Below are 13,094 nucleotides of genomic sequence, written 5' to 3'. Positions count from 1 at the left end.
AAGGAAGATTGAAAAAAATGGATGGGATTTATTTGGATCATGCTGCGACTACCCCGATTCACAAAGATGTGATTGCCGCGATGCAGCCAGTATACAATGACGTGTTCGGCAATCCTTCGAGTGTGCATTCATTCGGCAGAAAGGCAAGAAAATTTTTGGATGAAGCCAGAAGGAGCATGGCGAAGAGTATCCATGCAGATGAAAAAGAGATTATCTTTACAAGCGGGGGAACGGAAGCTGATAATTTGGCATTAATAGGAGCAGCAATAAAAAACAGGAGAAAAGGAAATCATATTATTACTTCGGCCCAGGAGCATCATGCTACATTGCACACAATTCAAAGCCTGGGGAAACAGGGATTTGATGTCACCTACCTGCCGGTTTACAATGATGGGAAAATCTCGCTCAATGATTTGGCCAAGTCCATTACAGAAGACACCGTACTGGTTTCCGTTATGTATGTAAATAATGAAACTGGTGTCATACAACCGATACACGAAATAGCTGAAATGTTAAAGGAACATCAGGCTAACTTTCATACAGATGCTGTTCAGGCTTACGGTTTAATTGATATAAATGTTAAAGAAACGGGAATAGATATGATGAGCGTATCTTCCCATAAAATAAACGGACCAAAAGGAATTGGTTTTTTATATGCATCAGAGGAAGTAAAGTTGAATGCCATTCAGTTTGGTGGGGAACAGGAGAGAAAGCGGAGACCAGGTACGGAAAATGTCCCTGCTGCCATTGGATTTCAAAAGGCTGTCGAATTGGCAATCAACCATAAAGAGGAACGCAGAGAGCTTTACCAGTCCTACAAGGAGCTTTTTATAAAGGAACTAAAAGCGCATGATATTACATTTTTTATAAATGGAGATTATCATGCGACTATTCCCACTATAATAAATATCAGCTTCCCGGGTGCGAATGTTGAAGCATTACTGTCAAACTTTGACCTGGATGGAATCGCAGCATCCAGTGGAAGTGCCTGTACAGCGGGTTCGATTGAACCTTCCCATGTGCTTTCTGCCATGTTTGGGAAAAACCATGAATGTACCACAAATTCCATACGCTTTAGCTTTGGACTTGCAAACACAAGTGAAAATGTGAAGGAGGCGGCCACCAAAGTGGCCAAAGTCGTAAAACGTTTAACTGCTTAACATGCATAATTAAAAGGAATGATAAACGATGAAAAATAAAAAAGATACAAGGGTAGTTGTCGGGATGAGCGGAGGTGTGGACTCTTCCGTTGCTGCCCTTTTACTGAAGGAAGAAGGCTATGATGTAGTAGGCATTTTCATGAAAAACTGGGATGATACTGATGAATTCGGTGTATGCACTGCAACAGAAGATTATGAGGATGTAGTCCGTGTTTGTAATCAGCTGGACATACCGTACTATGCTGTCAATTTTGAAAAGCAATACTGGGATAAGGTATTCACCTACTTCCTTGATGAATATAAAGCAGGAAGAACACCGAATCCGGACGTGATGTGCAATAAAGAAATAAAGTTTAAAGCGTTCCTGGACCATGCAATGTCCCTCGGGGCAGACTATTTGGCGACCGGGCACTATGCACAGGTACGGGAAAATAAGGGAAGGTACGAAATGCTGCGTGGAGTGGACCACAATAAAGATCAAACTTATTTCCTGAATCAATTAACAGAAGATGTCCTTGAAAAAGTCATGTTTCCCCTCGGTCATATGCAAAAGCAGGAGGTACGTGAAATAGCAAGGAAACATGATTTATATACGGCCGATAAAAAAGACAGTACGGGTATTTGTTTTATCGGCGAGCGGAATTTCAAAGAATTCCTGAGTGAGTATTTGCCGGCTCAGCCTGGTGAAATGAGAACTTTGACCGGGGAAACAAAAGGACGGCATGACGGTTTAATGTATTACACAATCGGACAGCGTCAAGGGCTTGGAATAGGCGGTGCCGGTGATCCTTGGTTTGTCGTAGGGAAGGATTTACAGGAAAATGTTTTATATGTTGGGCAAAGCTATACAAATGATGCCCTTTATTCGGATGCGCTTATTGGTACGGATGTAAATTGGATTCACCCGGATAAAATTCCCGCGACTTTTACGTGCACGGCAAAATTCCGTTACCGTCAGGATGACAGTGAAGTAAGTGTCAAGAGAATGGATAACGGCAAAGTATACGTGACGTTTTCCAAGAAGGAGCGTGCCATTACACCCGGACAGGCGGTTGTATTTTATGATGGCGATGTTTGCTTAGGCGGAGCCACCATCGATGAAATTATCAAGGATGAACAAGTTCTTGATTATGTCGGTTAAATCCGTTCTTTTTTAGTCAGGCGCAAGTTTATCAAAGCCTTCCGCCTGACTAAAAAGATCAGGATAAAGATGGAGGTTTTTGGCAATTATTCCGTGTTATCGCGAAAGACAGTGCAATTAAATCATTTAACAAGGAGATTTTATGATGAATAAAAACAGACAAGCTATTGAACTGATGAAAGAAAATAAATTTGAAGAGGCAGCAGCGTTATTTAATGAACTGATTGAGGAATCACCGGAAGATCCCGTTGGATATGTTAATTTCGGAAATTTACTGCTTCATTTAAATGATTATACCCGTGCAGAACGCTTTTTCAAAAAAGCCCTTGAGTTGAATGAGTATGTAGGCACAGCCTATTACGGGCTCGGCAATTTATATTACGAGCAATCCGAATATAAAAAAGCACAGGAAAACTTTCAAAAAGCGATTGACTTAAAAATTAAAGACGCGGATGTGTATTATATGATGGGAATGACATATATTCATCAGGAAGAAATCAAATTATCCATTCCCTTTTTACAGCGCGCTACTGAACTGAACCCGAACGAAGCAGAATTTTTATTCCAGTATGGATTATCGCTCGCCAAAACAGAGCATATCGATGAAGCAGCATCCGCATTTTCCAAAGTACTGGAATTGGAATCGGAGCATAGTGATGCCCACTACAATCTTGGTGTGATAGATTTATATCATGATAAGGTGAAAGAAGCGTTAGACCACTTTGAAGAAGCACTCCGGATTCAGCCGGAGCATGTACTTGCAGCAAACGGGAAGAAAAATGCAGAATCTCTGCTGGAAGAATAGGAAAATTAATGGGGTTGTTTTAAATGGGAATGGACCGTCAATCGGCGGAGAACCGCAAATATATTAAAGGTGAGCTCTTATATACGATTTTTCACAATGAAAGTGAAAACTTTGTAATTGCAAAGGTAAAAGTGCTGGAGACCAATGAAGATTACAGAGAAAGGGATATCACATTAAAAGGATATTTTCCAGAGCTGCAGGAGCAAATAGCCTATTACTTTTATGGTGTGTTTGAAAAACACGCTAAATTTGGGCTGCAATATCGGGTGCATTCCTATGAAACATACATACCGGATTCGAAAACGGGTCTGATCAGCTATTTATCCAGTGATTTATTTTACGGTGTTGGTAAAAAGACGGCTGAAAGAATTGTTGAGTTTTTGGGAGAGGGAGCCATCAGCAGAATACTTAATGATCCTGAAGTATTAAATCAGGTAAAAGGATTGAAAAAGGAAACGAGGGATTCCCTTGTTAAAAGTCTCCAGGAAAACCAGGGATTTGAACATATTGCCCTATACCTGTCAAAGTATAATATAGGATTGAAAATGGCGCAGAAGATTTATAGAGAATATAAGGAAGAAGCAATCACCATTTTGGAAGAAGACCCGTATCAATATGTATTTGATATAGAAGGTTTCGGCTTTCAAACAGCAGATGAAATTGCCATGAAGAATGGATTATCAGCAACACACCCGAACAGAATTGGTGCCGGGTGTATTTATGTTTTACAAAAAAATATTCAGCATGGTCACGTCTTTCTCCCGATGGAAGAGTGTGCAGCAGAGGTTTTGCAATTACTGCCTGCCAGCGGGCTGACAAAAAAGGTTATCGAGGAAAGGTTAATTGAGCTGAATAAAAATAAATCAGTGATCATTTCCGGGGGAAATGTCTATTTGCCTTCATTGTATTATGCTGAAGATGGTTTTGCTTCCCATTTAAAACGGGTAATGGAAAAACCCTTAGAACATCAGACAACTGCTGCTGAGCTGATGAAAATTACAGGAGAAATCGAAGAAGCGGAGTCCATCAGCTACGGAAAAGATCAGTTTGAAGCCATTAACCAGGCCATACATTCCAAGGTCATGATCCTTACCGGGGGCCCCGGCACCGGGAAAACGACCGTGATTAAAGGGATATTACAAGCTTATGCGGATATTCATGATTTATCTCTGGATAAAGGTGAATACGAAGAAAATAAAGAGTATCCATTTATACTTACTGCTCCTACTGGGCGTGCCGCCAAGCGCCTGGCACAATCAACATCCCAGGAGGCTGTTACGATACATCGGCTACTGGGTTGGGATGGAAAAGAGGGCTTCAGTAAAGGAGAAGATGAACCATTAGCCGGTAAATTATTGATTGTCGATGAGTTTTCGATGGTGGATATATGGCTGGCTAATCATTTGTTTAAAGCTATACCAAGTGATATGCAGGTTTTGCTCGTCGGGGATGAAGATCAGCTTCCATCTGTCGGCCCCGGTCAAGTATTGACAGATTTGCTGGAAACAGAAGTAATTCCAGTAGTCCGGCTTACAGAAGTATATCGCCAGAAAGAGGGTTCGAAAATAATTTCTCTTGCTCATGAGATCAAGAATAATCGGCAAATTAATTTGCACAATGACAAGGATTTCAGTTTTTTTCCATGCAGGGAATCACAAGTTCTTGATGTGATTATTGGAATTTACAAAAAGGCTATGGAAAAAGGGGTGGATGTAAAGGATATTCAGGTGCTGGCTCCCATGTATCGCTCTCAGGCAGGCATTACAATGATAAATCAGGAACTGCAGCAATTAGTAAATCCTAAAACAACGACGAAGCGGGAAATCAATGCCCACGACCGGGTTTTCCGTGTAGGCGATAAAGTGCTGCAGCTCGTTAATCAGCCGGAAGACGGCGTTTATAACGGAGACATCGGAGAAGTAGCAGCGATCTTTGAAGAGGATGAAAACACAGATAACAAAGAACAGCTTGTCATTGAATTTGAGAATAGAGAAGTGGTATATGAAAGAAAGGATTTTGTGAATCTCATGCATGCCTACTGCATATCGATACATAAATCCCAGGGCAGCGAATTTCCGATTGTCATTCTTCCGGTTACACCAGTGTATCGAAGGATGTTGAGAAAAAACCTGCTTTATACTGCCATTACCAGGAGTCAGCAGTCATTGATTATTTGCGGGGATGCCCAATCACTCCTGAATGGTCTTAAAACAATAGATACAAACAGGCGTTTTACTACATTAAAGGAACAGATCAAGGAGAGGCTGGAGCATGTGCCTCCACCTACTGTGGAAGAGGACAATGAAATATCCCCATATGATTTCATGTGAAGAGGTATATTTTACTACCAATCGGGTTAGCATAACATAATAATCTTTTCAAAGGAGATTTGTAAGTTATGCGGTGCCCGAATTGTCAGGAGAAAAATATTGGTAAAATAGGTGCAGATCAATTTTATTGCTGGACATGTTTCATAGAAATGGCCATTGATGGCAATAAACTAACTATCCATCAGGTTGAAGCAGATGGTTCATTAAGTTCGTTAAATGATTTGTTTTCCGAGGAAGAAAGAAAAGTAAACGGGTAATCCCTTGGCTTCAAAAACATTCATCTTGTTAAGCCGGGGAGGAACTTTTATGTTCAAAGATAAGAAAAGAGCTTCAATACTTTACTGGTTGCTGCTCGCTATTCTATTATTCGTTTTCCTTTACCTGTTCGTCAGGTTATTTCCGTTATATGGGAGATTTTTTGCATTTATATGGCAGCTTTTCCTGCCTTTTTTAATTGCAGGTTTGATTGCCTATCTGCTTTATCCGATTATTGTAAAAATAGAAGACTGGAATATTCCACGCAGTATAGCGATACTCTCCATTTATCTGTTATTTTTTGGCGGAATCGGTTACCTTATTTATCGGGTTTACCCTGCAACGATCGTGCAATTGCGTGATTTGAGCGAGCAATTGCCCCAATTTATTTCTATGTATCAGACATTTATAAATCAAATGTATGAGTCTACCTCCTTTTTGCCGGAAACGGTTCATGATAAGATGGATGAACTGATTTTGCGTGTAGAATCTTCCATTGATCATCTGCTGTCAAGACTGGCAGCCGGGTTTACAAGAATTTTCGATATGATTATTATTATTACTGTTATCCCTGTACTCGTATTTTATTTTTTAAAGGATTACGGTAAATGGAAAAAACTATTTAAAAAGTATATTCCGGTAAAGCACCGAACCAATGTGAATAATATATTACATGGGATAGATAAAAGTCTCGGAGGCTATATTCGCGGACAATTGATTGTAAGTCTATTCGTTGCCGTAACCGCTTTTATTCTTTTTGAAATTCTTAGCTTGGAATATGCATTGCTATTGGCTATTATAATGGGAGTCACCAACCTCATTCCTTACTTTGGTCCAATTATCGGAGCTGTGCCGGCTGTGGCAATTGCTTTTACAGTTTCTTTAAATACCGTTATTTTTGTAATCATTGCCATCTTCGTGATCCAACTGCTGGAAAGCAATATGATTGCCCCTTACATTGTTGGCAGAAGTATTGCCATACACCCTGTGGCAATTATTTTTGCATTGCTGCTGGGAGGTAAAATTTCCGGTGTAATAGGAATGGTTCTGGCTGTTCCTCTTTTAACCGTTTTAAAAGTGATTGTTACTCACGCTTTTGCATTTCGTAATTATTATTGACAATCAAGGTAAAGTTTTCTATAATATCGCTAAACACATGATTCATAAAACATATATGAATACAAGGAAGGTTCTGAGTACATGATACCGGTTTAAAGAGAGGGATTTTCGACAGGCTGAGAGAAATCCCAAATGCAGATCATGGAAAGCTAAACCTGAGTGCGGCTAATCCCCGCCGGTTTCATACCGTTACCATGGGAAAGTGATGTCTGGTGGAAAACCGGATATAATTAGGGTGGTACCGCGATAATCTCGTCCCTGCATTGTGCAGAGAGGGGATTTTTTTATTTTCTAAAGTTTTTTTGCATAGTGGAAGGGATAACGAAAATGAAATAAAACAGTCATAATTAAAAATCAAATAACATGGGAGGTAATTACAATGAAACAATTAACATCATCAGAGGTAAGACAAATGTTTCTTGATTTTTTTGAGGAGAAGGGGCATCGGGTGGAGCCGAGTGCGTCTCTTGTGCCAAAAGATGATCCTTCCCTCTTATGGATTAACAGTGGCGTAGCAACATTAAAGAAATACTTTGACGGCAGGGTTGTGCCGGAAAACCCAAGAATCGTAAACGCCCAGAAATCAATAAGAACCAATGATATCGAAAATGTCGGCTATACAGCAAGGCACCATACTTTTTTTGAAATGCTCGGAAACTTTTCGATTGGCGATTACTTTAAAAAAGAAGCGATGGAGTGGGCATGGGAATTTTTAACGAGTGATAAATGGATCGGATTCGATGAGAACTTATTATCCGTTACTGTACATCCGGAAGATGATGAGGCTTATGATCTGTGGCTTAATCATATTAAAGTTCCACAGAAACGGATTATCCGCCTGGAGGAGAATTTTTGGGATATCGGGGAGGGTCCCAGCGGTCCCAATACCGAAATTTTTTTCGATCGCGGAGAAAAATATGGGAATGATCCAAATGACCCGGAGCTATACCCCGGTGGGGAGAATGAACGTTATTTGGAGATATGGAACTTAGTATTTTCTCAATTTAATCATAATTCGGATGACACCTACACACCTCTTCCTAAAAAGAATATTGATACAGGCATGGGTTTGGAGAGGATCGTTTCCGTTATTCAAGATGCACGGACGAACTTTGACACTGATTTATTTGTTCCGATTATTAAGGAAACAGAAAAGTTTGCGGATAAAGCATATGGAAAAGATAAAGAAGCGGATACGGCATATAAAGTTATTGCCGATCATATCCGCACTGTCAGTTTTTCCATAGGGGATGGAGCCGTACCATCCAATGAAGGCCGTGGATATGTATTGCGCAGGCTATTGAGAAGGGCTGTTCGTTTTGCAAAAGATATTGGTATTGAACAGCCTTTTATGTACGAACTGGTGGAAACAGTGGGAGAAATCATGAAGGATTTCTATCCGGAAGTGTTAAAGAAAAGTGACTTTATTAGAAATATGGTTAAGACAGAGGAAGAACGATTTCATGAAACATTGCAGGACGGTTTGGATATGCTGACGGAAATAATGAATAAAGAAAAAGAAAGTACCGTAATCCCCGGTGAAGAAGTTTTTCGTCTATATGACACGTATGGGTTTCCAAAAGAGTTAACTGTCGAATATGTGGAAGAAGCAGGTTTTACAATTGATGAAGCAGGCTTTGATAAAGAAATGGAAAAACAGCGTGAAAGAGCGAGAAACGCTCGTCAAAAAGTGGATTCCATGCAAGTACAGGACAGCATTCTTGCAGAAATTGAAGCAGATAGCGAATTTATCGGGTATGACCAGCTGGAGACTGAGACAGAGGTTACATTTATTATTCGGGACAATAAACAAGTACGTTCGGCTAATGCTGGGGAGGAAGTATTTATATTTCTTAAAGAGACACCATTTTATGCTGAGAGCGGTGGTCAAATAGCTGACCCGGGCTGGATTTATACTGATGGTATGTCCGCTTACATCAAAGATGTTCAGAAAGCACCAAATGGGCAGCACATCCATCAGGCGGAAATTAAAGAAGGCGTATTGACGCAAGGGGTTCAAGTGAAAGCAATCGTCGATTCGGCATATCGTAAAGGTATTATCAAAAACCATACAGCTACTCATTTATTGCATCAGGCGTTAAAAGAAGTTTTAGGCAGTCATGTCAATCAGGCTGGGTCTTTGGTGGCACCGGAAAGGCTTCGGTTTGACTTTTCTCATTACCAGGCAGTTTCACAGGATGAAATCGAGCAGATTGAACAAATGGTGAATGAAAAAATATGGGAATCTCTGCCGGTCATAATAGATCATAAAAAGCTTGAGGAAGCTAAAGAAGCGGGTGCGATGGCACTTTTCGGGGAAAAATACGGAGATATTGTCAGGGTAGTACAAATAGCTGACTTCAGCATTGAATTATGTGGTGGCTGCCACGTAAATAATACAGCGGAAATAGGTATGTTTAAAATCGTTTCAGAATCCGGTATCGGTGCCGGCACGAGAAGAATAGAGGCGGTAACAAGCAAGGAAGCTTATGGATTTTTGAATAAAAAGCTCACTATATTAAACAATGCAAGCGGGTTGGTAAAGGCGAATGAACCGGAAAAATTACCTGAGAAGATTGAAGGGCTATTTACAGATATGAAAGCTTTACAGAAGGAAAATGAATCACTGATCCACAAGTTATCAAACATAGAGGCAGATTCCATTATGGATCAAGCTGAAATGGCAGGCAATGTAACATTAATAGCAGAAGAAGTTGATGTAAAGGATATGAATCAGCTTAGAGCAATGGTGGATGATATAAAACAAAAACTTGAATCCGGCATTGTATTACTCGCAGCGGTAAATAATCAAAAGGTCCAGCTTGCAGCAGGAGTTTCCAAAGATCTTGTGGAAAAAGGTTATCATGCAGGACATTTAATTAAAGCTGCAGCAAAAGAGTGCGGCGGCGGAGGCGGCGGTCGCCCGGATATGGCCCAGGCCGGGGGTAAAAACCCTGAAAAAATAAAGGAAGCTTTAAAAGCAGCAAAAGTGTATACAGAGGCACAATCGCAACAATAATTTGAATAATAATCCATTAAAACGTTATAATGGATAAGGAATCATGTTAGAATAAACAAAACAGACATTTTATAATGTACAGTTATAATAAGGGCGAGGTGTCACGATGAGCAATATTGATAAAACAATGAAATTCAATTTTCCAGAAGAGCCGTTTGACGAGGATATAAAAGAAGTGCTTTATACGGTCCATGAAGCATTAAGAGAAAAAGGATACAATCCGATTAATCAAATAGTCGGATATCTCCTGTCCGGTGACCCCGCTTATATACCAAGGTATAAAGATGCACGGAATATAATCCGCAAAATGGAGCGGGATGAAGTAATCGAAGAACTGGTAAAATTTTATCTGGAAAATAATAAAAAGGAATTATGATGAAAATTATAGGTCTTGATGTTGGTTCAAAAACAATTGGTGTTGCTGTCAGCGATGCAATGGGCTGGACAGCACAAGGGTTAACGACAATCAAATGGGATGAAAATGATTTCTCATCCGCTGATTCCGAACTTGGAGAAATAATAAAGGAGCATGGAGTTGGAAAAGCTATTATTGGCTTGCCCAAAAACATGAATGGCACCATCGGGGAACGAGGAATCATTTCCCAAAACTATGCCAATTACATTGAAAAAGCATATGATATCCCTGTTGTTTTATGGGATGAGCGCCTGACTACAGTAGCAGCAGAAAGAGTATTGCTCGAAGCTGATTTAAGCAGGAGTAAAAGAAAGAAAGTTATAGATAAGATGGCAGCAGTTATGATATTGCAAGGCTATCTGGATCAAAAATAAAGGAGGGATATCATGGCATTGGAAGAAAAAGAACGTATTATCATACCGGATGAGAATGGGGAAGAACATTTATTTGAAGTATTGTTCACCTTTGATGTGGATGAAACAAAGCAGTCTTATATTGCGGTTGTGCCTGTTGAACAGTCAGAGGAAGAAGAAGTGGAAGTCTATGCGTTTCGCTATGAAGAAAAAGAGAATGAAGATAATGATTTATCTTTATTTCCAATTGAAAATGATGATGAATGGGAAATGGTGGAGGAAATGCTTCATACACTTGCAGATGAAGATAAAGATGTGTAGAATTTCTTATTATATTCCTAACTGTTAAGTTCGTCGTTACTCTTAGCTGAAAAAGGCTTTCATTTGTTAGTAAGGACTGCAACATAACTAATTTTATCGGAAAGAAACCAAACAGGCTGCGTATCCGTTTCGGGAATATATCAAGCTTGAAACACTATGTATTTGTTCACTAAAAAGTAATACTGCCGACCCTTTTATTATCCTGTGCAACAGGAGGGAAATTGCGCCGAACAGACCGCATCGGGTGCTATGCACCCCATGCGGTCTCATTTTCTTTTGGTGCAAGTAGGCAAAGGGAAGTGCGCACAACACTGTGATAACACCCTATCTACCATGTTTTATGTTCGATCTACTTCGACCCGAGTTCTACAGCCACTAGGTAAACATAAAGCCCTCAATCCCTTGACACCCAAAGGATTGAGGGCTTAAAAAGACATACTTATTGTGTTACTAGCTCTTAGGCTGAATATCCAAGATTTCTGGTGGCAAGTTCACCCCAACTTTTTGAAACACTTCCTTTTGCTTAGCTGTAGGGGTTGTTGTGCGGTAGAGATCTCCGTCGTCTGTAGTAAAATGCCCTACCTGCATCCGTTGCATCTCTCTACGTGTAGACTCCCAGCTTGCGTTCGTTTCCATTTCAATAAGCCTTACAAGTAACAGTGCCAACCAACTAATGATTACATGTGCTCGAATCCGGTCTTCCAAGCGATGATACATGGGGCGCAATTTCAGCGTGGACTTCAGTGTGCGAAAGGCATCTTCCACTTGAAGCAGCTGCTTATACCCCAAGGCAATATCTTCAATCGACAGCGTGTCATCTGATGTTCTGATTAAATATTTGCCGTCGTATTTGCTTGCATCGCGGATTGCCTGCTTATTCAATTTCAGCGTGCCGTCTTTCAATTGACGGATATATTTGCCATACACTTTATGTGCACGGAGTGCACACGCCTGTTTACGGTGGGCTTCATTGGGCAGCTGCTTTAAATTCTCCAGCTTCCGTTCAATCGTTTGGACAATCTGGTCTCTTTGATGTCTGTCACGTTCAGCTTCTTCAGGGTTAAAGGCAATCACATAACGTTTTCTGGCTTCGCCATCTCCCACAATGGATTCCTTTACCTGAAGGTTGTCACGAATCGTATGGAAACGACCACGTTTACTGAGGGCGGCTTCCACATCCTTTTTACCTGAACGCATACGTTCCCCAATAATGTAATGACCGGCACCCCGCTGAAGGATACGCAGGTTTTCTTCGGAGGAAAAACCACGATCCATCACTTGTACAATGCGTCCCAGTCTCCAGCCCATAAGATCTTTTTTCACTTCTTCGATGACATTCATATCCATCGTATTACCGGGCCAAGTCCACACTTTAATTGGAATACCTTCCCGTGTCACGGCAAGTCCAATCACCGTTTGTACAAGGTCAGATCGTTTATCCTTCGAATAGCCCTGAAGGCGGAACCGATCATCTTCAGCTGTTTCATCCGGATTGACTTCAAAGTAGCTTGATGTGGTATCAAAGTAAAGTAGATCCACTTCCAGGTTGAACAGATTGGAAACATTATCAAACACACGATCCTCAAGCTGGCTCTGTACAGCAAGAAGCTCGTCCATAGCACGGTATAGCTGATGGCTCTGAATCCGGGAAAGGCCAGGCATATAGACATCCTCTGAAATCCATTCTTCCATTCCCAATTTACTTGTAGGAGCGAGTCCGCGGTTTGCGACCATGGCGAAAATCGCACGTTCCAGATCCATCTCATGGTTGCGGTTGCGGAAAATATCTTTCAGGATCGTATCCATGCCGAGCTTTTTCCACAATTGGTCAAACAGCCAAACACCACCCAGCCGTTTGGCGGAATGAAATAAAAACTCCGCTGCATCGCTAATTTTTTGCTTCGACTTCAGCGCTTCCTCCGGAGTAAGGAATCGGCTAATACTTTGGGCCAGTCGTTCAAGTACGGCCATATCGACTTTATCTTCACGGCCGAAAGAGTATATCACCTTCGCTTTCGCATATTTGGCCTTCGAATCCCACTCATTATGAGCCAGCTGAATGTACGAAACCTTTGATCCATCTTTATTTTTACGGGTAACTCTTCTTATATACATGCCTATATTATACCAATTTAACATTGGTGTGTAAAGGTAAATATTGTAAATCGTGTGCCTA

At 40.8% G+C, this 13,094-nt stretch carries 11 protein-coding genes and 1 other annotated feature; of the genes, 10 read left to right on the top strand and 1 reads right to left on the bottom strand.

Annotated elements, in window-relative coordinates; all coding sequences use genetic code 11:
- Positions 1-17: 17 nt before the first annotated feature.
- The 10 genes from ACZ42C_RS05850 (at position 18) to ACZ42C_RS05805 (ending at position 10,918) form a co-directional block, all read left to right on the top strand.
- Positions 18-1,160 (top strand): cysteine desulfurase family protein, encoded by a 1,143-nt coding sequence (locus ACZ42C_RS05850; protein ID WP_461183511.1) that lies wholly within the window; start codon positions 18-20, stop codon positions 1,158-1,160.
- Between the two features lie 28 nt (positions 1,161-1,188).
- Positions 1,189-2,301 (top strand): tRNA 2-thiouridine(34) synthase MnmA, encoded by a 1,113-nt coding sequence (gene mnmA, locus ACZ42C_RS05845; protein ID WP_461183506.1) that lies wholly within the window; start codon positions 1,189-1,191, stop codon positions 2,299-2,301.
- A gap of 142 nt (positions 2,302-2,443) precedes the next feature.
- Positions 2,444-3,106, top strand: coding sequence for a tetratricopeptide repeat protein (locus tag ACZ42C_RS05840; RefSeq protein ID WP_464891333.1), 663 nt, complete (start codon positions 2,444-2,446; stop codon positions 3,104-3,106).
- 23 nt (positions 3,107-3,129) lie between these two features.
- Positions 3,130-5,436 carry an SF1B family DNA helicase RecD2 gene (gene recD2 / locus ACZ42C_RS05835; RefSeq protein ID WP_461183504.1) on the top strand — a complete coding sequence of 769 codons (2,307 nt, stop codon included), beginning with the start codon at positions 3,130-3,132 and terminating at the stop codon, positions 5,434-5,436.
- A 68-nt stretch (positions 5,437-5,504) separates the two neighbouring features.
- A complete protein-coding gene (locus ACZ42C_RS05830; RefSeq protein WP_461183503.1) occupies positions 5,505-5,693 on the top strand; it encodes a hypothetical protein in 189 nt (62 codons plus the stop codon).
- Positions 5,694-5,742: 49 nt separating this feature from the next.
- Positions 5,743-6,810: an AI-2E family transporter gene (locus ACZ42C_RS05825; RefSeq protein ID WP_461183502.1), complete on the top strand. Its 1,068-nt coding sequence runs from the start codon at positions 5,743-5,745 to the stop codon at positions 6,808-6,810.
- 55 nt (positions 6,811-6,865) lie between these two features.
- Positions 6,866-7,073 (top strand) — a binding site (T-box leader).
- 116 nt (positions 7,074-7,189) lie between these two features.
- Positions 7,190-9,829, top strand: a complete 2,640-nt coding sequence (alaS, locus tag ACZ42C_RS05820) for an alanine--tRNA ligase (protein ID WP_461183501.1) — start codon at positions 7,190-7,192, stop codon at positions 9,827-9,829.
- Between the two features lie 106 nt (positions 9,830-9,935).
- Entirely contained in the window at positions 9,936-10,205 is a 270-nt protein-coding gene (locus tag ACZ42C_RS05815; protein ID WP_461183500.1) for an IreB family regulatory phosphoprotein, read from the top strand.
- Complete coding sequence (ruvX, locus tag ACZ42C_RS05810; protein ID WP_461183499.1) at positions 10,205-10,618, top strand: Holliday junction resolvase RuvX; 414 nt, start codon at positions 10,205-10,207, stop codon at positions 10,616-10,618. Before ACZ42C_RS05815 ends, ruvX begins: the two co-directional genes overlap by 1 nt.
- A 12-nt stretch (positions 10,619-10,630) precedes the next feature.
- Positions 10,631-10,918: a DUF1292 domain-containing protein gene (locus ACZ42C_RS05805; protein ID WP_461183498.1), complete on the top strand. Its 288-nt coding sequence runs from the start codon at positions 10,631-10,633 to the stop codon at positions 10,916-10,918.
- 450 nt (positions 10,919-11,368) lie between these two features.
- Here the strand turns inward: ACZ42C_RS05805 and ACZ42C_RS05800 are convergent, their stop codons facing one another.
- Positions 11,369-13,033 carry an IS1634 family transposase gene (locus ACZ42C_RS05800; protein ID WP_464891279.1) on the bottom strand — a complete coding sequence of 555 codons (1,665 nt, stop codon included), beginning with the start codon at positions 13,031-13,033 and terminating at the stop codon, positions 11,369-11,371.
- Positions 13,034-13,094 lie beyond the last annotated feature (61 nt).

The sequence above is a fragment of the Virgibacillus kimchii genome (assembly GCF_055379185.1).
This window is presented reverse-complemented; position numbering and strand designations above follow the sequence as displayed.